This window comes from Pseudomonas viridiflava, assembly GCF_003702045.1.
Taxonomy (GTDB): domain Bacteria; phylum Pseudomonadota; class Gammaproteobacteria; order Pseudomonadales; family Pseudomonadaceae; genus Aquipseudomonas; species Aquipseudomonas viridiflava_C.
The window spans coordinates 217,318-238,312 of the sequence record NZ_RBTP01000048.1 but is presented as its reverse complement, the minus strand read 5'-3'; the positions used below and the strand labels follow the sequence as shown (position 1 = coordinate 238,312).

Below are 20,995 nucleotides of genomic sequence, written 5' to 3'. Positions count from 1 at the left end.
CGGCTAGTCGTCTTGCGCTATCGGGATGCGCGCAACTGTGCCACTCTTCCCATTCGAATGAAGGGAGAACGGCTCATGCGTCAATGGATCGCGTTGTTTCTCGCCCTGACAGGCAGCCTCGCTGCACAGGCCGGCGAAGTGGACCAGGCTGCGGCAGTCGCGGCGCTCAAGGAAGGCAAACTGGCGATGGATGTCCGCAGCCAGACTGATTACGACGCAGGCACCGTCCTTAACGCTGTGCGCGTGGACCGGGTACGCTTGGTGAATCAGATGAAGCTGGTGCTCAATGACCGCAATGCGGTGTTCGTCATCTTCAGCAGTTCCAATGAAAAAGCCAGTAAAGCCCAGGACCAGTTGATGAAAGCCGGTTATTACAGTGTGATTAACGGCGGCAACTACGAAGAGTTGCATAACGCACTGTATGACATTACGGATGACCCGGCAGAATAACCATTCAAGTGCATGGATAAAACGCGTTCTGTATCAGGCAGTGTATATTTATGAATGCACCGCCTGATATTAAGCGCTAAACGATTACTGGTGCTGCGCCTGCCCCTGAATCCGGGCCTTGGTTTTCGGCACACTCACCATCGGCGATACCACCACCTTGGCGTGCATCTGCTCTGCCCCACCGCCACGTCGCATGCCACGCACCGGGCACGCGTCGAGATAATCCAGACCCACCGCCAGTTTCAAATGGCGCTCGGGAATCGCCAACTGATTGGTCACATCGAAGCTGTACCACGCGCCGTCGACCCAAGCCTCGGCCCAGGCATGGCTGGACAAGTGATCGCTGTCTTCACTGCACAGATACCCCGAGACATAACGTGATGGCACGCCCAAAGTGCGGGCGCAGGCCAGGAAGGCGTGGGTATGGTCCTGGCAGACACCGGAGCGACCGGCAAATGCTTTGGCAGCGCTGGTATCGACTTCCGTCGCGCCCTGGGTGTAGGTCATGTGCTGGTTCAACGCCTGCATCAGATCAATCAACGCGCTGCGGTCGATCCGCTTGCCGCACTGCGTGGCGGCGAAGCTGCGAATGGCCTCGTCGGGCTCGGTCAGGCGTGTCACCCGCAGAAACGGCAACGGTGACTGGCTTTCGTGTTCGGCTTCACAAGCTGCATCGATTTCGACTTGCCCGCGTGCGCCAATGATGATCGCCTCGTGCGGTTCTTCAAGGCTCAAAACGTGCAGGATATTGCCGAACGGGTCGACTTGCGCACGCACCTCGCGTGGCAAGGTCAACTGCCAGCTGAGTACCTTCTGGCGCTCGCTGTCGTGGGGTGTCAGGCGCAGGTACTGGATACTGGAACGCACCTGGTCATCGTAGTGATAGGTGGTTTCGTGGCTAATTGAGAGTCTCATGCAGCCTCCAGGTACGAAGTGTGGATAGCGTCGCCCAGTTGGGCCAGCATCGGAATGAATTCGTTCAACCATTCATGCAGGCCTTCGTTCAGGATCTCATCGATGCTGGTGTAGCGCAGACGTGCGTCCATTTCGGCCGCCATCCGCTGCGCAGGCCTGCCGTTGACGCCAGGCAGGCTGGCGAGAATGACGTCCATTTCTTCAAGGCACGCGCGTAGCGAGCGTGGAATATCGGCGCGCAGCAGCAATAATTCAGCAACCTGCCGTGCGCCCGGAGCGTCCCGATACACTTCGGTATACGCCTCGAACGAAGACAACGCACGCAACAAGGCACTCCACTGGTAATAACCGGCAGCGGAGTTGTCGGCGGCGGCGTTGGCCTGTGGACCACGCAACTCGAGCATTTCGTAGCGAGCGTCAAGCATGCGCATGGTGTTGTCGGCGCGCTCGATGAACGTCCCGAGACGAATGAAACGGAACGCATCGTTGCGCATGATGGTGCCGTAGGTGGCGCCCCGGAACAGGTGTGAGCGCTCCTTGACCCATTCGCAGAAACGGCTCATGCCGTAACGCGTCAGCCCCTGTTGGGCGATGCCGCGAATTTCCAGCCAGGTGGAGTTGATGTTCTCCCACATGTCGGCGGTGATACGACCTCGAACCGCATGGGCACTGGCACGTGCGGCGCCCAGGCAGCTGTAGATGCTGGCCGGGTTGCTCGCATCCAGCGCGAAGAAGTGCAGCATGCGTTCGGCGTGCAGCTCGCCGTGACGCTCGATGTAGGTTTCCAGTGTGCCGGTAATCAACAACGGCATGGCTATCTCATCCAGCCCGTCACCACGCCCGTCCTGGGGCATCAACGACAGCGAATAGCTCACATCCAGCATTCGGGCGAGATTCTCCGCTCGCTCCAGGTAACGCGACATCCAGAAAAGATCCGAGGCAGTTCTACTTAACATTGGCAGGCATCCTTAATCCTCGACCACCCAGGTGTCTTTGGTACCGCCACCCTGAGACGAATTGACCACCAGCGAACCTTCACGCAACGCTACACGAGTCAGGCCGCCGGGTACGACGCGGGTTTCGCGTCCAGACAGAACAAAGGGCCGCAGGTCAATGTGGCGTGGGGCAATGCCGTTCTCGACAAAGGTCGGGCAGGTTGACAGGCACAAGGTGGGTTGGGCGATGTACGCGTGCGGTTTGGCTTTGAGCCGCGCCCGGAAGGCTTCGATCTCGGCAGCCGTGGCAGCAGGTCCGACCAGCATGCCGTAGCCACCGGAGCCCTGGGTTTCCTTGACGACAAGGTCTTTGAGGTTGGCCAGCACATGGGACAGCTCTTCAGGCTTACGGCATTGCCAGGTCGGTACGTTCTTGAGAATCGGCTCCTCATCCAGATAAAAACGGATCATGTCGGTGACATACGGGTACACCGATTTATCGTCCGCGACACCTGTACCGATGGCGTTGGCCAACACCACGTTGCCGGAGCGATAGGCCGCCAGCAGACCGGGTACGCCCAACATCGAATCGGGGTTGAAGGCCAACGGATCGAGAAACGCGTCGTCCAGACGCCGGTAGATGACGTCGACGGCTTTCGGGCCATCGGTGGTGCGCATAAAGACGCGATCGTCGCGCACGAACAAATCGGCACCTTCTACCAGCTCAACGCCCATCTCGCGTGCCAGGAAGGCATGCTCGAAGAAGGCGCTATTGAAACGCCCCGGAGTCAGTACGACCACGCTGGGGTTATCCAGGTGGCTGGAGCTTTTGAGCGTGTCGAGCAGCAGGTTCGGATAATGATCGATAGGGGCAATGCGCTGCGCCGAGAACAGTTCAGGGAACAGGCGCATCATCATCTTGCGATCTTCGAGCATATAGCTCACGCCGCTTGGGGTGCGCAGGTTGTCTTCGAGCACGTAATACGTGCCGTCGCCATCGCGGACCAGATCGACGCCGGAGACGTGCGAATAGAGATCGCGGTGCAGGTTCAAGCCCTGCATTGCCAACTGATACTGCTCATTGGCCAGCACTTGCTCGGCGGGAATGATCCCGGCCTTGATGATGCGCTGATCGTGATACAGGTCGGCAAGAAACATGTTCAGCGCTTTGACACGCTGTATACAGCCGCGCTCCACGACCCGCCATTCACTGGCCGGTATGCTGCGCGGGATGGTGTCGAACGGAATGAGCCGCTCGGTCCCCTGCTCATCACCATAGAGCGTGAACGTGATCCCGGCGCGATGAAACAGCAAATCGGCTTCACGCCTGCGTTGAGCCAATAGCTCAGGGGGCGTATCGCCCAGCCAGCGGGCGAATTCCCGATAGTGCGGGCGAACCAGGCCGCCAGCATCGTACATCTCGTCATAAAAGGTGCGGATCATGCCGTACTCCTTGTCACCATGGACACCTTAGGCTTCGCAAGGCCCGTGCCACCGGCATAAACGCTTTAATATCAATCAGTTAGATATAATTCCTGCGGGCCGCGCACCATTCCTGTGCGCTAAACGCCCCGGCTACCTCTTCCATGCGTCATTCGGAAGCGTCTTTGCACCGCGAAATCTATGACCAGCATAGTCACAGTTGATTTCCGAACACGATATTAGTTCGCCATAATCGCCAGCAACCGAGCAAACAGGGCATCAAACGTCAGTTTTGCCGCAGACCTCATTCTCCAGCGAAGGCCACGCATCTTAGCGCCCTCCTGACCGGACTTCCCTTTGAGCCACTCTCTTGAGTGGCTTTTTTTTGCGCACGGAATATGAAAAACCGCTTCTGAGTGGCCGCACTACCTCAAGTGACCAAACCGACACGCCCCAAAACAAGACCGGCCGCCCCGGCAGGTTTCCCCAGGGCGGCCGGTCGGCACTCAGGTGACACGTGCAGCGGATCAGGCGTGCAGCCTCCTGATCTCCTGTTTCACACCCCAGCCTTCCACCTCCCCGTCCATTGGCAAAATAGCCATCTGAAAGTCCTGCTCAAAGTCACCGATACCGTCATAGGTGGCGTACATCACTTTGCTCAGTTGCAGGTGCCAGGCACCGTCATCGCGCACATTGATTTGTGTATTGAGGGACTCGCCGCGAAATTTTTCTGCAGCCTGCCGTGCCCGTTCCTCATCGGGAAAAATGGCATAGAACTCGATAGGATGAATTCGCGCGAAGTCAAAACCGCCTTCTTTCATGCGGCGCAGTACGTTACTGCTGATGTCCTCTTGATAGGCTGTGCTCATGAAACGTCCTCCTATGCAACGATAGATAGAGTTTCAACACTTCCCGAGCGACTGAATAATAAGCCGACGCACGACAGTTACTCTGGCGTGGGGAATCAAGCATGTAGCTGGCCGGACCTGGAACGGGCCGGAGATGGACATGAATCAGAGGCCGCTGCAGCGGCCTCATTTGCAGAGTAGACCCATCGTAGGGACATTGCCAAGTGGTTGGTGCATCAAGATTTTTTTCAGCAACGGATCAGTTCATTTCTGTAATGGAAATGATCTGAACACTGTTATGGTCTTTGAGCGTTTTGACCGTCGGCTCAGCGGTTCGGCCCTCAAGGTCATTGAGATTCAACTCATCCGTGACGGGATACAAATCCTTGCGCAGGAGACGAGCAGCGTCCTCTTCACTGGGGCGCTCCTGCCATTGCACTTCACGGCGTTGCTGCACACCATCCTTGTCCAGATACAAAATGGCCCACTGTTTCATCAATGTCTCCAAAATAGGCAAACCAGGCACTCTGGCTCACTTACTCTGGACCGTTTGGTGCAGCCATTCGTTCCAATGGATTGCAAGCGGCAAACAGACTCAAACGGATAACAAAAAGGCCTTCGCACAGGATGCCGAAGGCCTTGATGTGAATTGAAACGATCAAACCTGCCGCTCGCCCGGTGCTGATCGGGCGAGGCGAGAGATATCAGTTTCTGTTTTTGCTGGCCTCCACGCCTGCGGTGTTGTCCAGCAGGCTCTTGGTCGCGGTCTGCAGGAAGCTTTCAAGCTTGCGCTTGAGCTCCTCGGTGTCCGGTGCATCAGGCACCTCTTCCGCATGTGGCTTGGCACCCAGAGTGTAGGTCAGCAGCTTGGCTGGCATTTCGGTCGGTTCGATCAGAATGCGGTTGCCGCTGATGATTGCCACCACCTGTTCGCTGCCCGAGGGCTTGATGACGCCAAAGCCCTTGTCGCCTTCCGGCAGGTTCAGCAAGTCACGTCCCCAGCACTGGTTACGCGTCTGGCCACCCAGGCGGCCCATGATGGTCGGCACCACATCGACCTGAGTACCGACGATGCTGCTGCGCTGACCGAACTTCTCCTGCATGCCAGGGCCGATCAACAGCAGCGGCACGTTGAAGCGGCCAAGGTCCATTTCCGTCAACTGACGGTTGTTGCCGAAGCCGTGGTCACCCAGTACGACGAACAGGGTGTTCTTGAAGTAAGGCTCTTTCTTGGCCTTCTCGAAGAACTGGCCCAGCGCCCAGTCGGAATAACGCATGGCCGTCAGATGCTCGTCCAGCGAACCGTGACCGGTCACACGCTCCACCGGCAGGTTTTCCGGCAAGGCGTAAGGGGTGTGGTTGGAAAGCGTCTGCAGCAAGGCATAGAACGGCTTGCCGTTCTGACGCGCCTTGAGCTCCTGGGCACCACGGTCGAACATGTCCTGGTCGGAAACACCCCAGGTCGGATCGGAGAACACCGGGTTGACGAAGTCGTCGCGGCCGACGAAGTTGGTCATGCCCTGGTTGCTGAAAAAGCCCGACTGGTTGTCCCAGGCAAAGTTGCCGTTGTAGACATAGACGTCGTCGTAGTTGCGGCCTGCGCTCAACAGCTGTGGCAGGCCCGACAGTTTGTGGCTGCCTTCCGGCGTCTGCATCAGGTATTCGAAACCTGGCAGGTTCGGGAAACAGGCCATCGTGGCGAACATACCCTGGTGGGTGTGGGTGCCGTTGGAGAAGAAGTGATCGAACAACAGACCTTCCTTGGACAATTTGTCGAAGTTCGGCGTGATGTTCGCATCGCTACCCAGCGCGCCGACCGAGTGACCGGCAAAGCTTTCCATCAGGATCACGACCACGTTGCGGATCGGCAACGTGTTTTCTGCTGGCGGGGTGAAATCACGGCGAACGGCAGCGATGTCCGGCTCGACCAGCTTGTCATTGGGGGTCAGCAGCATATCGCGCACGGTCTGTTGAGCGTCGGCTTGCGGCAGCGTGGCTTTCCAGATGTTGTCGCGGTCCTCGGACATGCGACTCTTGGCAGCTGTGATCAGAGTCAGCGTACCGTTCAGGCCCAACTGGTTGGCGAAATTCGATTCGGTGGTATACGCATCACCCCAACGCAGCGGCGGGCCTTGGCGCAGGGTGCCACGGGCGCATATGACCGCCACGATCAACACCAGAAAGAACACTCCGACACGCATGTACCACGGCGCGATGGAACGAGCGCCTGCACTGTTGCCCGAGACGGCAGGGCTTGGGCGGGTGATGCGGTCGATGCCTTTGAACACCAGGCTCAACAGCCAGGTCACTGCGGCCCATGCCAACAGATAACGCACCACCGGAAAGCCGTACCAGAGCATGCTCAGAACGGTCTTCGGATCTTCCTTGACGTACTGGAAGACCAGACCGTTCAGGCGCTGGTGGAATTCACGATAGAAGTCCATCTCCATCAGGCCCAGGAACAGCGTGATGCTGCCGACCAGGGTCAGCCAGAACCGGAACACGCCGCGCGCCGCCATCATCCGAGCGCTGAACAGCGACAGCATCAGCGGGATCAGCAGGTAGACCGTCAGCCGCAGGTCGAAACGCATGCCGTTAAACAGCGCCTCAATAAAAGTCGACGCAGGCGTGTCGCCAATCATCTCGCGGTTATAGACCAGTAGACCGATACGCAGCAGCGTGTACATCACCATCAGGGCAAGGCCGCTGAGCAATGTATAAGCCAGATGTGACTTGACGTTCGGGTTTTGCAGGCGGGACAAAGCTTGCCGATGAATCTGGGCGTCCGTTTTGGCCATGATTGTCAGGATCCGGTGGATTCAGGGTTGGGGTCAGGCATGCGATACCGGCGCTCTATCGAGTGAGCGGCAGGCTGCAAGGGGCGCAGATACTACTTGATCCCCAAGTGTTTGGTGCTCGTTCAACACTTGGTTGGCATCTACGGGCTCCGCATCGCGCGCAATTCTGGGACTTGAGGTGTGAAAATTTTGTCGCGTAAGCCACCACGGGCCGGCGTCAGCTCGGCGTTTCAGCAACGTGAGCCTGAAACGCCGGTGAACTGTTACCTCAGGTGTCAGCCGTTGCTGGGCTTGCCGATTGCGCTGAGGACGTATTGCGGCAGCGCAAACGCACCGATGTGTACTTCAGGGTTGTAGTAACGGGTCACGATGCCGCTGCCTGCGAAACGCTGGCGCAGGGTTTCCAGCGGCAGCTTGCGATAGGCCTTGTCAGTGGCGCCCCACGCAAAGGTCATGGCGCCGCCGATGTAGGTCGGTATGGCCGCCTGGTAGAAGTGCCAGTCTGCGAACAGGCCGTTCATGCGTCCAGCGGTGGTTTGCACGCCACTGAGCTGCATGAAGGGCGTGCCGTTCTGGGTGACCAGAATGCCGCCCTCGTTCAGGCAGCGATGGCAGGCCTGATAAAAGTTTTCCGAAAACAGCACTTCTCCCGGACCGATCGGGTCAGTGGAATCGGAAATGATCACGTCAAACTTTTCCTGCGTCGTCGCCACGAAGCGCATGCCATCGTCGATCACCAGATTCAGGCGCGAGTCCTCGAAAGCACCGTTGGAATGCGTGGGCAGGAACTCCTTGCACATTTCGACCACCTGGCTGTCGATCTCCACCATCGTGATGTGTTCGACCGTCGTGTGCTTGGCCACTTCACGCAGCATACCGCCGTCGCCACCGCCGATGATCAGGACGCGCCTGGCGGCACCGTGGGCCAGAATCGGCACGTGGGTCAGCATCTCGTGATAGATGAATTCGTCCGCCTCGGTGGTCTGGATCACGCCATCGAGTGCCATGACACGCCCCATGCGCGGGTTCTGGAAAATCACCAGATGCTGATGGTCTGTGCGCACTTCGTGCAGCATTTTTTCGATACGAAAGCGCTGGCCATAACCTTCGTACAACGTTTCCTGATAGTCACTCATGGGTAAGCTCCCGAAAAATACGGATGACAGGACGGCCGACCGCCCGCGACAAAGGCGCGCATTCTACGTCGAGGAACATGACAGGTCGAACCTCTATCCACGCGACTCGGTATCCAGACACCACCAATGCCCGGCCCAGAAGCAAAAAACGCCTGATTACCTGCGTAATCAAGCGTTTTCAGGTGGCGTGTGTCGCGTCAGATGCGCACGTTGCCGCGCGGACCGGCAATCGCCCAGATAATCAGCCCCAGAACAGGCAGCAGTGCGATCAGCAATACCCAGAGGATTTTCTTGCCGGTCTCGGTCCCGCTCTTGAGCACGTTGATGATGGCCCAGATATCGAGCGCCAGGATGATCAAGCCGACCAGACCGTTGAATGTAGAACCCATGCTGTTGCCCCTGATTGAATACCGATACTTCTAGGAGCGTTGTGCCGTTCGGGGGTTCCGTTGAACCACCGCCTATTTTCGGGCTCCCAACGTGAGTGACGCTGTTTGAAAGCATTCAGGTCATTGTTTTGGCGAAAGACCCATCAGAAAAGGTAAAGCCCTTCATGCAACCCTCCGCACACCCGCGCACCCTTCGGGCGACATGGCTCGCCCAGCTTCAAAGCAGCCCGCTGGTCAGCCTGGGCTTTATAGTCGCCGCCCTGATCGTCGTGGTTCTGGGCGCGTTCAGTCTTTACAACGCCTTTTTTGGCACCAGCCAAGTCAATTTCAACCACGCCTTGCTAGGCGGGACAGCAGGTTTTGCCGCCACGGCGCTGGGTGCGGTGATGGCGGTTGCGTTCCGTAATGTCGCCCAGCGCACCCAAGACATCATGCTGGGTTTCGCGGCCGGCATGATGCTGGCGGCCAGTTCTTTCTCGCTGATTCTGCCGGGGCTTGAGGCAGCCCGGGAAATCACGGGCACTGGCCCGTTTGCCGCAGCGACCGTCGTGAGCGGGCTGGGGCTGGGCGTGCTGCTGATGCTGGGGCTGGACCGATTCACGCCGCACGAACATGAAAGCGTGGGGCGTCAGGGCCCGCATTCGGAGCGCATCAATCGGGTCTGGTTATTCGTACTGGCCATCACGCTGCACAACCTGCCGGAAGGGATGGCGATCGGGGTGAGCTTTGCCGGTGGCGACATGAATGTCGGCCTGCCACTGACCACCGCCATCGCCATCCAGGACATTCCGGAAGGCTTGGCCATCGCGCTCGCGTTGCGTGCCACCGGCCTTTCAGCGTTCAAGGCCATGCTGGTGGCTGTCGGATCAGGCTTGATGGAGCCCTTGGGGGCGTTGATCGGCTTGGGCATTTCCAGCGGCTTTGCCATTGCCTACCCGTTGAGCATGGGGCTGGCGGCCGGTGCGATGATTTTCGTTGTGTCTCACGAGGTCATTCCGGAAACCCACCGCAACGGGCACCAGACATCGGCGACGCTGGGCTTGATGGGCGGGTTCGCGGTGATGATGTTTCTGGATACAGCGCTGGGCTAACCGGGCCGAATCAAACGCGCAAAGCGCGCAGCGACGGGGCAGCATGGATGCCCGCCGCCGCTGCCAGCTCCAACACTCGAGCCTCGTCGTTGCCGAACACCAGCACTGCCTGCAACTCGTCATCCAGCGGCTGACTGAAATCCATCAGCGTATAGCCGCCCATTTCCTTGTTCATGCTGCTCAACTGGATCTGAATCCGATTGAGCGCCACCAGCGGCTCGACTTTCGTCAGTTGCCTGGACTTGATGTTAAACGCCACGTCCTTGCCAAACGACTGGACGATCTGTTCGAACAGGACAGCGTAGGTATCGGCTTGAAACAACACGGTTTCCGGCAGGCTGCCCACCACGACCCACTCACCCAACGGGATGGGGAACGTGTCGTCATAGTTGATATCGGGATTGGCGGCCAGAAAAGCCTGTGGATCAGCATAGGCCTGCGCCGCTTCGTCAGCGACGCGCAGGACCTCATCCTCCCCCATGCACCCCGAACTGATTTTGCTGATTAATTCGACGAGGGCGTCTTTCATGGGGGCGATCCTGATTACGGGTAAAAAAGAGGCGCGAAGGATAACGGGAAATCCATCGCGCCTCCATGCCCTTCAGGGCAGTTATCCTGCAGACCTCACTCAGACCGGCTGAACACCCAGGTTGATCAGTTGCTCAGCGGTGCCGGTAGCCCCCATCGTCTGAGCAGCCGTCAGGGCGTTTACGCCTTTGGCATCACGGACATGCGGATCGGCACCCTTGCCGATCAAGTACTCGACGATCTCTACCCGATTGAACATCGCCGCCATCATCAACGCTGTACGACCGTCAGCCGAAGCACCTTCCACTTCTGCGCCGCTTTCGACGAGCATTTTCACGACCGCCAAATCACCCTTGAACGCAGCTCCAGCAATCGGGCTCTGCCCATTGTCGTTGCGAATTTCCGGGTTGGCCTTGTGATTGAGCAGCACCCGGACGGCGTCCTGGTGACCGTGGTAGCTGGCCAGCATCAATAGCGTATCGCCCTTATGGTTGCGCAAATCGGCGGGCAGACCCTTTTTCAGCAGTCGCTCCAGCATCACTGCATCGCCTTGGCGCGCTACGTTGAACACCTGTTCCGCGAACTCTGCCGTTTCTTCATCTGTCATGGTTTTCGGTTGATGGGTCGTTGAGTCGTTCATCATTCACTCCTTGGCGCACGGTCATCCGGGAATCCGATGTACCCGGCAGCGGTAAAACACTGACCGCAAGTCTTCCCAGCTGTTCGATCAGGGTCAAGCTATGCGCCTGATAGACCAAAACGGCTCACACGATCTCATCTCTAGCCATTTGGTTCCCCATAAACGGCAAAATGCAGGATGCCCGACAGGCATTCATGCAAAATGCACGAGCACCAAAATTTACCACCACCTTAAGCCATTGATTTTAAAGGTAAAAATTTAAAGCAAAATGTGGCACAGACACTGCACTAGTAGTTTCACGCTTGTTATCCCATGAGCAATGGAGCCGCTAGACATGACTTTTATTCAAGAAAAATTCGCTTCCGTATTTTCCGACTACACCGTAACCACTCAGCCTCGTCCCGACGGCGGTGTACTGGTGTCGTTGCGCAACGATGAAGGCAAACAGATCCGTCGCTCCGTGTCTTATGCACAACTGCACACTCCGGTTCAGCTGGAATGGGTAATCAGCGCAATTCGTCGTGACCTGGCTGCACAAGCCAGTGAGCTGCCGGCCATCTCGATGCTGCAAAGCCAGCACCGTTTCGATCTGCCGACTTATCACACCCGCTAATCCTTTGCGCCACTCACTCGTGAGTGGCGCCGATGCACGCTCTCTCATCCCTTATTTGCCGCGATTACACGTTTGTTCTCGCGGCTTTTTTTTGTCCGTTGATCCTCAACTGATAAATCCGCGACACAATGCCTCCCCCACCGCCTGCGCTCGATTGGCAACGCCCAGCTTGGCGTAGATGGTTTTCAGGTGATATTTCACCGTGGCCTCGGATACGTCACGAATCACCGAAATCTCCCACGCAGTCTTACCCTCTCTGGCCCATTGCAGCGTCTCGAGTTCCTTCTGCGTCAGCCCCCGAGAACTGAATTGGATGCCACGCCCTACCCTATGCAGCACTGGCACGAGACTGGTGATCAGGTATTTGTCATTTGGGGTGGTATTAAACGACAGACCGGCGAGTGAGAGGATTGAGGTCACTGCGTTTACACCTCGACAAGGGCTCGTGTAGCCATACGAAATAGCCGGTGCCAGCCGGCAGTCCTCCAACAGCGCTTCGTACCAGGCGGGCGGAAGGTACTGACTGAGGGCATCACGCCAATCCAGGAAGCCGAGGTTGTTGCGGTAATAGCGTGCCACGGGATCGTGGGCGATCATGTTTTCTGTTCGGTAAGCCTGCCCCCATCTGTCGTCGACATTCGAGGTGACGAATGTCAGCAATTGCCCGCCCTTGAACTGATAGAACATTGCCCGCTCGCACCGACACTCGCGCCGCAGCCATCGAAGCGCATTCTCGATAGCGGTCTGCCCGTCGATTTCGGTGATCGTACTGACCATCTGCTCGATCAATAAACCCATTGTTGTGTTGTCAGTCATGGCACTGCACATCGCGACCGCTCCCTTGCGCCCCATCACGAACACCGTTGTGTTTTTTATCGCGAGGGCTTCGAAAACGCGAAACTACACGATCGACAGCGCATGAAAACCGTACACCTAATAAACAGGATTAACGCACTCACAGGCAGGCGTCGTCCCACTCAAAAGCAGGACGCTGCTGACAGAAAATTCGCTGGATGGAGGTATGAAGATGGCGTGCATTAGAAGACGGCCGGGTCGATCAGGGCAAAGCTGGCTACGTTTTCATGCCCTGCCAATACACCCTCGGCGCGTACCAGGCCACAGGTCGCCATGCCAGCCGCCTGCGCGGCATCCAGTTCTTCGACGATGTCGGAAAGAAACAGAATTTCGTCGGGTTCAACACCGATGGCTTCTGCGATCGTGCGGTATGACTGCACCTCGCGCTTAGGCCCCGATGTAGTGTCGAAGTAGCCGCTGAACAGCGGGGACAGGTCACCGGCTTCGGAGCAGCCGAAAATCAGTTGCTGTGCCTGGATCGATCCCGAGGAGTAGACGTAAAGCCTGTAGCCCGCCTGATGCCATCGTTTCAGTGCGTCAACAGCATCGGGATAAACGTGCCCCTTGAGCTGCCCGGCGTTGTAGCCCTGTTCCCAGACCATGCCTTGCAGCGCCTTGAGCGGCGTGGCTTTGCGGTCTTCGGCGATCCATTGCAAGAGAATCTCGATGACGCGCGCAACGTCGGCATCGGGCTCGCCACTGTCGGTACGCACTGCCTGCAATTGCTGGGCAACGTCAGGTCTATCGGCGTTCTGGCGCACAAAGTCCGGCAGATGTTTTTTAGCGAACGGAAACAGCACGTCGAACACGAAACTCACCGCACTGGTGGTGCCTTCGATATCCGTGAGGATGGCTTTGATGGGCATCAGGGTGTGGCTCCTTTCAAGCATTACGCAGGCAAACAGGGGAAATGAATCAGTCTTCAAGCCTTGGGAAACGGCCCGCAATGTCTTCGCCAGTGAAGTTCGCGACCCAGCCTTCGGGGTTACTGAACAGGCGGATGGCAACGAAGTGCGGATTTTCACCCATGTCGAACCAGTGCCGGGTTCCGGCAGGAACCGAGATCAGGTCATTCTTTTCGCACAGCACGGCGTACACATAGTCTTCGATGTGCAAGGTAAACAAACCACGACCCGCGACGAAAAAACGCACCTCATCTTCACCATGACGATGCTCTTCGAGAAACTTCGCACGCAACTCGGCTTTCTGCGGGTGATCGCTATTAAGGCTGATCACGTCCACGGTCACATAACCGTGTTCGGTCATCAGCGCGTCGATCTGAGTGCGGTAGGCGTCGATCACCTCTTCCTGAGAAGCGCCCGGCGTAATAGGCGTCGCCGCCTGCCAACGGGCGAACGACACGCCCTGCTCGGCCAGTGTCGAGGCGATGTCTTCAAGGTGGGTCAATACCTTGTTAGGTATCTGTGGGCTCGAAACGTGATAAACGGACAGGCTGCTCATGGCTTGGAATCCTCGGTTCAGGCTGGGTAAGGCCTTCCGGCTTTTACAGGCCGGTCAGGTATACACGCGTGGTCAACACGCGACGGTCAACGGTTCAACACCGACCGCATCTTCAATTCGCATTCGAACAGAAACTCGAACGCCTCGATCTGCCGCAGTGCATCGTTCATCTGCGCGCCCCAGGTGTACAGGCCGTGACCGCGTATCAGGTAACCGGCGCAATCAGGGTGGGCGTCCAGCCAAGGCTGCACCTTTGCAGCCAGACGGGCAATGTCCTGATCGTTGTCGAAGATTGGCACGAGCACTCGCGACTCATGGGTGACCACGCCCTGAAAGGCTTTCTGCAGCTCGTAATCTTCGAACACCAGATGATCGGCTTCGGTCAGCCTGGACAGAACGGTAGCGTTCACCGAATGGGTGTGCAGCACCGCACCGACCTGCGGTTTGCAGCTGTATAACTGGGTGTGCAGCAGCGTTTCGGCGGACGGCTTCTTGCCCGGTTCCAGGCTGTTGCCGTGCAGATCGGTGGCCAGCACATCGTCGATGCCCAACTGGCCCTTGTGTTTGCCGGAGACGGTCAGCAGTGCTTCGCTGGCCGACAGGCGGACCGAGTAATTGCTGCTGGTGGCAGGCGACCACCCACGGCCGTACAAGAACCGACCGGCCTCGATGATCTGCTGCGCCAATTGTTCGCGGGTCATACACCTTCCTCTTTTCCGGGCGTGACAATCATGATGGCTGCGGCCAAGGCCGCGAGGCTGGCAATGGCAAAGGTCCAGAATGGCCCCAGCGTATTCCAGCTATAGCCTGCATACAAAGCGCCCAGTGCGCCGCCCACGCCGGACAGTGCGGCATACAGCGCCTGCCCCTGACCTTGCTGGCGAGGGCCGAAGCTACGTTGCACGAAATGGATGGCAGCGGCGTGAAAGCTGCCGAATGTTGCGGCGTGCATGACCTGAGCGATCAGCAATGCGGATAAATGCTCGGCAAACGCACCCAGCAACAGCCAGCGCAGCGCCGCCAACAGAAAACTGGCCAACAGGACCTGACGCACCGAAAAGCGCTCCAGGACCTGGCTCATTACCATGAACATCAAGACCTCGGCGATAACGCCCACCGCCCATAACAGACCGATCAGGCCGCGGCTGTAACCCAGCGCTTCCAGGTGCAGGGTCAGAAAGGTGTAATACGGGCCGTGGCTGAGCAGCATCAGCGCGACGCTGATGTAGAACACCCGCACACCGGGTCGGGACAGCTGTTTGAGGAAGCCACCCTCATCCGAAGGCCGGGATGAAACAGGCGGCTGCGCGTTGGGCACCCACCAACTGCTGAGTGCAATGCCGGCCATGATCACCAGCAGGATGTGCGGAAACACATCCAGGCTGAACCACTCGAACAGACGCCCGAGCACCACCACCGCCAGAATGAAGCCGATGGAGCCCCACAAGCGGATCTGACTGTAGCGAGCGGTCTGGCCTTGCAGGTGCGCCAGGGTAATGACTTCGAACTGGGGCAGGATCGCGTGCCAAAAAAAGGCGTACAGCGCCATGACCATCGCCAGCCAGGCGTAACTGTGGTTGATCAGAATCAGTGAAAACGCCAGCAATGTGCAGACCGCGCCAAAGCGCACGATCGCCAGCCGCCGCCCGGTGTAGTCGCCCAGCCAGCCCCAGATATTGGGTGCCACGCAGCGCATCAGCATCGGAATGGCGATCAGCTCGCCAATGCGTGCGCTGGAAAAACCGAGGTGATGCAGGTACAGCGCCATGAACGGCGCAGCCGAGCCAAGCAAGGCGAAGTAACACAGGTAGAAACCGGACAGCCGCCAATAAGGCAACTGCCCGTGGGGACGTGGCGCCACGCTAGCAGCCCGCGACCGTGGCAGCGCCCATTACAGCTGAGCCAGCACAGGCGTATTGACCCGAACGTCGGCGTTCTGACCGCGATGGCGCAGCAAATGGTCCAGCAAGACGATCGCCATCATCGCTTCGGCAATCGGTGTGGCTCGGATGCCTACGCACGGGTCATGACGGCCTTTGGTGATCACATCGGCTGCATTGCCATCGACATCGATGGAGCGGCCCGGCGTGGTGATGCTCGACGTCGGCTTCAGGGCCAGGTGCGCGATGATGGGCTGACCGGAAGAGATACCGCCCAGAATGCCGCCCGCCTGATTGGACAGAAAGCCTTCCGGTGTCATCTCGTCACGGTGTTCGGTGCCGCGCTGGGCAACGCAGTCGAAGCCTGCGCCGATCTCCACGCCCTTGACGGCATTGATGCCCATCAGCGCATGGGCCAGTTCGGCGTCCAGGCGGTCGAAGACAGGCTCGCCAAGACCCGGCATCACGCCTTCGGCCACCACGGTGATCTTTGCGCCTACCGAGTCCTGATCGCGACGCAACTGGTCCATGTAGGCCTCCAGTTCCGGCACCTTGTCGGGATCGGGGCAGAAAAACGCGTTCTGCTCGACCGAATCCCAGGTTTTGAACGGAATCTGGATCGGGCCCAGCTGGCTCATGTAGCCGCGAATGACAATGCCCTGGGTCGCCAGGTATTTCTTGGCGATGGCACCTGCCGCCACACGCATGGCCGTTTCACGCGCCGAACTGCGACCGCCGCCACGATAATCGCGAGTGCCGTACTTGTGGTGGTAGGTGTAATCGGCATGCGCGGGCCGGAACAGGTCCTTGATGGCCGAGTAGTCCTTGGACTTCTGGTCAGTGTTGCGGATCAGCAGGCCGATGGAAGCGCCAGTGGTTTTGCCTTCGAAGACGCCGGAAAGGATTTCGACCTCATCGGCTTCCTGACGCTGGGTGGTGTGCCGACTGGTCCCCGGCTTGCGGCGGTCCAGGTCACGCTGCAGATCGTTCAGGTCCAGCTCAAGCCCGGGCGGACAGCCGTCGACGACAGCGACCAGCGCCGGGCCGTGGCTTTCGCCGGCGGTGGTGACAGTGAACAGCTTGCCGAAAGTGTTGCCGGACATGCGGGCGCTCCGAAAAATCAGCCAATAAACCAGATCAATGAATCAAGCGCGCCAGTATACGCAGGCTCGTCGTTCAGTTCATCCTCGAACCTTCTGTAACGGCGTGCGTCCAAGCGAGACCCCGCCCCCATGATGGCCTTGCGATGTTATCCGGTAATTCCCCGATGAAAGCTTTGAACGTGCTGCGCCTGCTGGTCCTGCCGATGACATTGATGCTCAGCCTGTTTGCCGCAACAGCCCACGCAGCCGCGCCCAGTGCAGTGCAACGTCCGATCAGCGTGGACACCGGCAACGGCAAGCTCTATGGCACACTGCTGATGCCGCGCGCTGAAAAACCCGTGCCGGTCGTCCTGATTATCGCGGGTTCCGGCCCCACCGACCGCGACGGCAACAACCCCGAAGGCGGACGCAACGACAGCATGAAGCGTCTGGCAGTGGTCCTGGCAACCCACGGCATCGCCAGCGTGCGTTATGACAAGCGCGGCGTGGCGGCCAGCAAGGCTGTGACGCCTGACGAGCGTGACCTGAGTGTCGAGCGCTACGTGGCCGACGTGCAGCTTTGGGTCAGAGCGATCCGTGCCAATCCGCGCCTCGGCCAGTTGATCCTGCTAGGTCACAGTGAAGGCGCGCTGGTGGCGGCGTTGTCCGCAGAAAAGGCGGGCGCAGCAGCGGTGATTTCAGTGGCCGGTACGGGTCGTCCGGTGGATAAGGTATTGCGCGAGCAGTTTCAGGAACGCCTTCCGCCCGAATTATTGCAGCGCAGCAACGAACTGCTGGACGAACTGAAAGCAGGCAAGACCGATGACAAGGTCCCGCAGGAACTGGAGGTGGTGTTCAGGCCCAGTGTGCAGCCGTACCTGATTTCGCTGTTCAGACAGGACCCGGCCGCGGCGTTCGGCGAATTGAAAATGCCCGCCCTGATCGTGCAGGGTCGCAATGACATTCAAGTGGGCGTGGGCGACGCGCTGCTGCTGCAAAAAGCCAAACCCGATGCCGAACTGGCCCTGATTGACGGCATGAACCACGTACTGCGTATTGTCCCAGACGATCTGGAGCAACAGTTGCTGTCGTATCGCAACCCGACGCAGCCGCTGGCCAAGGAAGTCACGGCACGCATCCTGCGCTTCATCCAGGCATTGCCACCCGCCTGAGCGGAAATTTGACGCCAGCCATCTGCAAAACGGTCCGGCAGCCCTTCAGTCCGGGAAAAGGCTGCCGATAGCGGAATGCTGGCCTTATGTTTGCACAAGGTCATGGACAGGATCACCCTCAATGACTGACACGACTATGACCGAAACCGTTGCCGCCCCCGAAAACGCAGAAGCTGTCGCACCCGCCCCTCCTCAGCCGTGGGAAGACGTGGTGCCGGAGAGTTTTCAGATGCTGCGCCTGTCGCCGCTGCCAACCGACCGCGCCACCGGTGGACGGCCACTGCGCTTCGTTCAATTTGGCCGTGCCGAACGTCACAGCAAGGAGCTGAGCCTGCTGCGCATCAATGTCCAGTTGCCCGGTCAGCGCGTGCGCAAGGAACAGAATAACCTGGATATCTGGGTGGACCACGTCAAACGCATCGTGCGCTTCGGGCCTGAATCGGGCTTGCAGATCGAGCCGTGGAACCGCGGCATAGGTCGTTTTCTGATCGCCCACGGCGTGCATTGGGCACAACGCAAATGGTCGACGTACAAGATCGAAAGTGTGGCACTGGCGAGCAAGGACGGTCTGAACGAAGACACTCGGATGCGTCGCGATCACTTTCTGCGCACGCTCGGTTTCGAAGTCGTGTATGCCGATGCCCAGCACATGAAAGGCAGCATCAAGGATGTGCATGTCGGCAATCTGCACAGCACCTGGAACAACGACAAGGTGCAGATCATCGAGATTCTCGACGCCTCCCATATGCTGGAGAAGGCCGAGAAAAACCTGCTGGAGCAGGAAGTCACCATTCGCCAGCATGAGGACCGGGTCAGCAAGTACAAACGCGAAGACAGCAGCCTGCGCTTCACGATTGCCTGCCTGGTGACCTTCGCAGTATTCCAGGCGGGGCTGCTGATCTGGATCGCGACTCACCGTTGACCGTGCGGCACCCTGAGGTGCCGCGTCCAGGGCTTACACCCTGGACTCAAACAGTGCCTGATGCGAGACGCACTGTTCGGCAGTGAGCATGAACACCCCATGCCCGCCTCGCTGGAAATCCAGCCAGGCAAAATCGACTTCCGGGTACAGCGCCTGGACATGCACCTGGCTGTTGCCCACTTCGACGATCAGCAGACCTTTTTCGGTGAGGTGATCCGCTGCCTGCGCGAGCATGCGGCGCACCAGGTTCAATCCATCACTGCCACAGGCCAGCGCCAGTTCCGGCTCGTGCTGGTATTCATCTGGCATGTCAGCGAAATCCTCGGCGTCGACGTAGGGTGGGTTGGAGACGATCAGGTCGAAACGCTGACCCGGCAATCCCTCGAAACCATCGCCCTGAACCGTGTAGACACGGTCTTCCATCCCATGCCGCTCGATATTCTGATTGGCGACTTCAAGCGCATCGTAGGACAGGTCGGCCAATGCAACCTCGGCGTCCTTGAACTCGTCCGCACAGGCGATACCGATACAGCCCGAGCCGGTGCATAAATCCAGAATGCGGGTCGGCTCGCTGGCCAGCCACGGCGCGAAACGGTCTTCAATGAGCTCGGCGATGGGCGAGCGCGGAATCAGCACGCGATCATCAACAATGAACGACATGCCGCAAAACCAGGCTTCGCCCAGCAGGTACGGGGTCGGAATGCGCTCATCGATACGGCGCTTGATCAGGCGCTGCAATTCTGAAACCTCATCGACTTCAAGGCGGCAATCCAGGTAGCTGTCGGCGATTTCCCACGGCAGATGCAAGGCACCCAGCACCAGTTGCCGCGCTTCATCCCAGGCGTTGTCCGTGCCATGCCCAAAAAACACATCTGCCTCATGAAACCGGCTGACGGCCCAGCGAATATGGTCGCGCACAGTACGCAGGCGGGAAGTGATCATGGACAGACTCCTTGAGAAAACGACTGGCCGGTTCAACCAGCCTTGCAGGCGTGGAAGTTTGGCCCATTCGTGTCCTGCCATCAAGGCAAACCGCCAGCTATGCGCCCACTCAACTGCTCTGCAAGCCTTGAAAACCGGGACTTGCAACAGTGACCATTCCCATAATCTCTCAGCCAGAGGACAATGGCACAAAAGCCCTATTCAAAGGAGCCCCCGAATGCCTTCCATCAAGACCATGTTTCAACTCAGCGGCCGTGTTCATGCACCGGCCAGCCTGAGCAACGCCACACTGATCATCATCGATGCACAAAAAGAGTACCTCAGCGGCCCGCTGGCCCTGACCGGTGTCGACGAAGCCCTGGCCAATATCGGTCAACTGGTCGCCAAGGCCCGCGCCGTGAAATGCCCGATCGTGCATGTGCGCCACCTCGGCACCGTGGGCGGTCTGTTCGACCCTCAGGGCGAGCGTGGACAACTGGTCCCGGAGCTGATGCCACAGGCCGACGAACACCTCATTGAAAAGCGTCTGCCCAATGCGTTCAACGGCACCGGACTGCACGAACTGCTGCAGAGCCTGGGCCACCTGGACCTGATAGTCTGCGGCTTCATGAGCCACTCCAGCATCAGCACCACCGTGCGCGCCACCAAGGACTACGGTTATCGCTGCACCCTGGTCGACGATGCCTGCGCCACGCGTGACCTGCCAAGCCCTCACGGCGTGGTCAGTGCGAACGTTGTACACCGAACGGAAATGGCCATCATGGCCGACAACTTCGCCACCCTCGCACTGACCAAAGACCTGGTTTAACTACTGACAACCGCCCTCCTGATGACAGGTTGTGTGTACGTCTTCGCATGACCGCCTATCCCTTGCAGCCCTGCGTTACGCCCTGAACGGGAACCCACCCCGCCTGTT

The 20,995-nt window shown here is 58.7% G+C and carries 23 protein-coding genes; 6 read left to right on the top strand and 17 right to left on the bottom strand.

From position 1 onward, the window contains the following. Positions 1-75 precede the first annotated feature (75 nt). Positions 76-450 (top strand): rhodanese-like domain-containing protein, encoded by a 375-nt coding sequence (locus ALP40_RS16215; RefSeq protein ID WP_122209232.1) that lies wholly within the window; start codon positions 76-78, stop codon positions 448-450. Between the two features lie 84 nt (positions 451-534). On the opposite strand, the gene ALP40_RS16210 is transcribed toward ALP40_RS16215, so the two are convergent. The 8 genes from ALP40_RS16210 to ALP40_RS16175 all read right to left on the bottom strand — a co-directional run bounded on the left by ALP40_RS16210 (position 535) and on the right by ALP40_RS16175 (position 8,893). After that, a complete protein-coding gene (locus ALP40_RS16210) occupies positions 535-1,365 on the bottom strand; it encodes a transglutaminase family protein (protein WP_122209231.1) in 831 nt (276 codons plus the stop codon). Further along, positions 1,362-2,321: an alpha-E domain-containing protein gene (locus ALP40_RS16205; protein WP_122209230.1), complete on the bottom strand. Its 960-nt coding sequence runs from the start codon at positions 2,319-2,321 to the stop codon at positions 1,362-1,364. Before ALP40_RS16205 ends, ALP40_RS16210 begins: the two co-directional genes overlap by 4 nt. A gap of 12 nt (positions 2,322-2,333) precedes the next feature. Continuing rightward, positions 2,334-3,743, bottom strand: a complete 1,410-nt coding sequence (locus tag ALP40_RS16200) for a circularly permuted type 2 ATP-grasp protein (RefSeq protein ID WP_122209229.1) — start codon at positions 3,741-3,743, stop codon at positions 2,334-2,336. A gap of 506 nt (positions 3,744-4,249) precedes the next feature. Beyond that, complete coding sequence (locus ALP40_RS16195; protein WP_122209228.1) at positions 4,250-4,591, bottom strand: ribonuclease E inhibitor RraB; 342 nt, start codon at positions 4,589-4,591, stop codon at positions 4,250-4,252. Between the two features lie 238 nt (positions 4,592-4,829). Beyond that, positions 4,830-5,066 carry a hypothetical protein gene (locus tag ALP40_RS16190; RefSeq protein ID WP_122209227.1) on the bottom strand — a complete coding sequence of 79 codons (237 nt, stop codon included), beginning with the start codon at positions 5,064-5,066 and terminating at the stop codon, positions 4,830-4,832. Between the two features lie 208 nt (positions 5,067-5,274). Beyond that, positions 5,275-7,368 carry an LTA synthase family protein gene (locus tag ALP40_RS16185; protein ID WP_122209226.1) on the bottom strand — a complete coding sequence of 698 codons (2,094 nt, stop codon included), beginning with the start codon at positions 7,366-7,368 and terminating at the stop codon, positions 5,275-5,277. A gap of 275 nt (positions 7,369-7,643) precedes the next feature. Further along, on the bottom strand, positions 7,644-8,504 hold the full coding sequence (gene speE, locus ALP40_RS16180) for a polyamine aminopropyltransferase (RefSeq protein ID WP_122209225.1): 861 nt from the start codon (positions 8,502-8,504) through the stop codon (positions 7,644-7,646). Between the two features lie 197 nt (positions 8,505-8,701). Continuing rightward, positions 8,702-8,893, bottom strand: coding sequence for a PLDc N-terminal domain-containing protein (locus ALP40_RS16175; RefSeq protein ID WP_122209224.1), 192 nt, complete (start codon positions 8,891-8,893; stop codon positions 8,702-8,704). 164 nt (positions 8,894-9,057) lie between these two features. Between ALP40_RS16175 and ALP40_RS16170 the strand changes: the two genes are divergently transcribed. Further along, the gene (locus ALP40_RS16170) at positions 9,058-9,984 is read left to right on the top strand and encodes a ZIP family metal transporter (RefSeq protein ID WP_122209307.1); all 927 of its coding nucleotides are present in this window, start codon (positions 9,058-9,060) and stop codon (positions 9,982-9,984) included. A gap of 10 nt (positions 9,985-9,994) precedes the next feature. Here ALP40_RS16170 and ALP40_RS16165 read toward each other — a convergent pair whose 3' ends face one another. Together ALP40_RS16165 and ALP40_RS16160 are read right to left on the bottom strand one after the other, a co-directional pair. Further along, positions 9,995-10,513 carry a hypothetical protein gene (locus tag ALP40_RS16165; RefSeq protein WP_122209223.1) on the bottom strand — a complete coding sequence of 173 codons (519 nt, stop codon included), beginning with the start codon at positions 10,511-10,513 and terminating at the stop codon, positions 9,995-9,997. 99 nt (positions 10,514-10,612) lie between these two features. After that, the gene (locus ALP40_RS16160) at positions 10,613-11,152 is read right to left on the bottom strand and encodes an ankyrin repeat domain-containing protein (RefSeq protein ID WP_122209222.1); all 540 of its coding nucleotides are present in this window, start codon (positions 11,150-11,152) and stop codon (positions 10,613-10,615) included. Between the two features lie 334 nt (positions 11,153-11,486). On the opposite strand from ALP40_RS16160, the gene ALP40_RS16155 reads away from it, so the two are divergent. Further along, complete coding sequence (locus tag ALP40_RS16155) at positions 11,487-11,765, top strand: DUF3509 domain-containing protein (protein ID WP_054085716.1); 279 nt, start codon at positions 11,487-11,489, stop codon at positions 11,763-11,765. Between the two features lie 105 nt (positions 11,766-11,870). Here the strand turns inward: ALP40_RS16155 and ALP40_RS16150 are convergent, their stop codons facing one another. The 6 genes from ALP40_RS16150 to aroC form a co-directional block, all read right to left on the bottom strand. Beyond that, positions 11,871-12,593, bottom strand: a complete 723-nt coding sequence (locus ALP40_RS16150; protein WP_122209306.1) for a LuxR family transcriptional regulator — start codon at positions 12,591-12,593, stop codon at positions 11,871-11,873. Between the two features lie 209 nt (positions 12,594-12,802). Then, complete coding sequence (gene mtnC / locus ALP40_RS16145) at positions 12,803-13,486, bottom strand: acireductone synthase (RefSeq protein WP_122209221.1); 684 nt, start codon at positions 13,484-13,486, stop codon at positions 12,803-12,805. A gap of 49 nt (positions 13,487-13,535) precedes the next feature. Then, positions 13,536-14,081: an acireductone dioxygenase gene (locus ALP40_RS16140; RefSeq protein WP_122209220.1), complete on the bottom strand. Its 546-nt coding sequence runs from the start codon at positions 14,079-14,081 to the stop codon at positions 13,536-13,538. A gap of 86 nt (positions 14,082-14,167) precedes the next feature. Then, a complete protein-coding gene (locus ALP40_RS16135) occupies positions 14,168-14,782 on the bottom strand; it encodes a methylthioribulose 1-phosphate dehydratase (RefSeq protein ID WP_122209219.1) in 615 nt (204 codons plus the stop codon). Further along, positions 14,779-15,942 carry an MFS transporter gene (locus tag ALP40_RS16130; protein WP_122209218.1) on the bottom strand — a complete coding sequence of 388 codons (1,164 nt, stop codon included), beginning with the start codon at positions 15,940-15,942 and terminating at the stop codon, positions 14,779-14,781. The genes ALP40_RS16135 and ALP40_RS16130 overlap by 4 nt, the downstream gene beginning before the upstream one ends. A 30-nt stretch (positions 15,943-15,972) precedes the next feature. Next, a complete protein-coding gene (aroC, locus tag ALP40_RS16125; protein WP_122209217.1) occupies positions 15,973-17,064 on the bottom strand; it encodes a chorismate synthase in 1,092 nt (363 codons plus the stop codon). Positions 17,065-17,207: 143 nt separating this feature from the next. Here aroC and ALP40_RS16120 point away from each other — a divergent pair, with 143 nt between their 5' ends. Continuing rightward, positions 17,208-18,215, top strand: a complete 1,008-nt coding sequence (locus ALP40_RS16120; protein ID WP_122209216.1) for an alpha/beta hydrolase — start codon at positions 17,208-17,210, stop codon at positions 18,213-18,215. Between the two features lie 121 nt (positions 18,216-18,336). Next, positions 18,337-19,137: a hypothetical protein gene (locus ALP40_RS16115; RefSeq protein ID WP_122209215.1), complete on the top strand. Its 801-nt coding sequence runs from the start codon at positions 18,337-18,339 to the stop codon at positions 19,135-19,137. Positions 19,138-19,170: 33 nt separating this feature from the next. Here ALP40_RS16115 and prmB read toward each other — a convergent pair whose 3' ends face one another. Next, positions 19,171-20,079: a 50S ribosomal protein L3 N(5)-glutamine methyltransferase gene (prmB, locus tag ALP40_RS16110; RefSeq protein WP_122209214.1), complete on the bottom strand. Its 909-nt coding sequence runs from the start codon at positions 20,077-20,079 to the stop codon at positions 19,171-19,173. A gap of 217 nt (positions 20,080-20,296) precedes the next feature. Between prmB and ALP40_RS16105 the strand changes: the two genes are divergently transcribed. Beyond that, positions 20,297-20,887 carry a cysteine hydrolase family protein gene (locus tag ALP40_RS16105; protein ID WP_122209213.1) on the top strand — a complete coding sequence of 197 codons (591 nt, stop codon included), beginning with the start codon at positions 20,297-20,299 and terminating at the stop codon, positions 20,885-20,887. Positions 20,888-20,995 lie beyond the last annotated feature (108 nt).

What these genes read in the sequence shown, in the direction of transcription:
- ALP40_RS16215 (WP_122209232.1), top strand. Translation starts at nt 76, where the DNA reads ATGCGTCAATGGATCGCGTTGTTTCTCGCCCTGACAGGCAGCCTCGCT.
- ALP40_RS16210 (WP_122209231.1), bottom strand. Translation starts at nt 1,365, where the DNA reads ATGAGACTCTCAATTAGCCACGAAACCACCTATCACTACGATGACCAG.
- ALP40_RS16205 (WP_122209230.1), bottom strand. Translation starts at nt 2,321, where the DNA reads ATGTTAAGTAGAACTGCCTCGGATCTTTTCTGGATGTCGCGTTACCTG.
- ALP40_RS16200 (WP_122209229.1), bottom strand. Translation starts at nt 3,743, where the DNA reads ATGATCCGCACCTTTTATGACGAGATGTACGATGCTGGCGGCCTGGTT.
- ALP40_RS16195 (WP_122209228.1), bottom strand. Translation starts at nt 4,591, where the DNA reads ATGAGCACAGCCTATCAAGAGGACATCAGCAGTAACGTACTGCGCCGC.
- ALP40_RS16190 (WP_122209227.1), bottom strand. Translation starts at nt 5,066, where the DNA reads ATGAAACAGTGGGCCATTTTGTATCTGGACAAGGATGGTGTGCAGCAA.
- ALP40_RS16185 (WP_122209226.1), bottom strand. Translation starts at nt 7,368, where the DNA reads ATGGCCAAAACGGACGCCCAGATTCATCGGCAAGCTTTGTCCCGCCTG.
- speE (WP_122209225.1), bottom strand. Translation starts at nt 8,504, where the DNA reads ATGAGTGACTATCAGGAAACGTTGTACGAAGGTTATGGCCAGCGCTTT.
- ALP40_RS16175 (WP_122209224.1), bottom strand. Translation starts at nt 8,893, where the DNA reads ATGGGTTCTACATTCAACGGTCTGGTCGGCTTGATCATCCTGGCGCTC.
- ALP40_RS16170 (WP_122209307.1), top strand. Translation starts at nt 9,058, where the DNA reads ATGCAACCCTCCGCACACCCGCGCACCCTTCGGGCGACATGGCTCGCC.
- ALP40_RS16165 (WP_122209223.1), bottom strand. Translation starts at nt 10,513, where the DNA reads ATGAAAGACGCCCTCGTCGAATTAATCAGCAAAATCAGTTCGGGGTGC.
- ALP40_RS16160 (WP_122209222.1), bottom strand. Translation starts at nt 11,152, where the DNA reads ATGAACGACTCAACGACCCATCAACCGAAAACCATGACAGATGAAGAA.
- ALP40_RS16155 (WP_054085716.1), top strand. Translation starts at nt 11,487, where the DNA reads ATGACTTTTATTCAAGAAAAATTCGCTTCCGTATTTTCCGACTACACC.
- ALP40_RS16150 (WP_122209306.1), bottom strand. Translation starts at nt 12,593, where the DNA reads ATGTGCAGTGCCATGACTGACAACACAACAATGGGTTTATTGATCGAG.
- mtnC (WP_122209221.1), bottom strand. Translation starts at nt 13,486, where the DNA reads ATGCCCATCAAAGCCATCCTCACGGATATCGAAGGCACCACCAGTGCG.
- ALP40_RS16140 (WP_122209220.1), bottom strand. Translation starts at nt 14,081, where the DNA reads ATGAGCAGCCTGTCCGTTTATCACGTTTCGAGCCCACAGATACCTAAC.
- ALP40_RS16135 (WP_122209219.1), bottom strand. Translation starts at nt 14,782, where the DNA reads ATGACCCGCGAACAATTGGCGCAGCAGATCATCGAGGCCGGTCGGTTC.
- aroC (WP_122209217.1), bottom strand. Translation starts at nt 17,064, where the DNA reads ATGTCCGGCAACACTTTCGGCAAGCTGTTCACTGTCACCACCGCCGGC.
- ALP40_RS16120 (WP_122209216.1), top strand. Translation starts at nt 17,208, where the DNA reads ATGTTATCCGGTAATTCCCCGATGAAAGCTTTGAACGTGCTGCGCCTG.
- ALP40_RS16115 (WP_122209215.1), top strand. Translation starts at nt 18,337, where the DNA reads ATGACTGACACGACTATGACCGAAACCGTTGCCGCCCCCGAAAACGCA.
- prmB (WP_122209214.1), bottom strand. Translation starts at nt 20,079, where the DNA reads ATGATCACTTCCCGCCTGCGTACTGTGCGCGACCATATTCGCTGGGCC.
- ALP40_RS16105 (WP_122209213.1), top strand. Translation starts at nt 20,297, where the DNA reads ATGCCTTCCATCAAGACCATGTTTCAACTCAGCGGCCGTGTTCATGCA.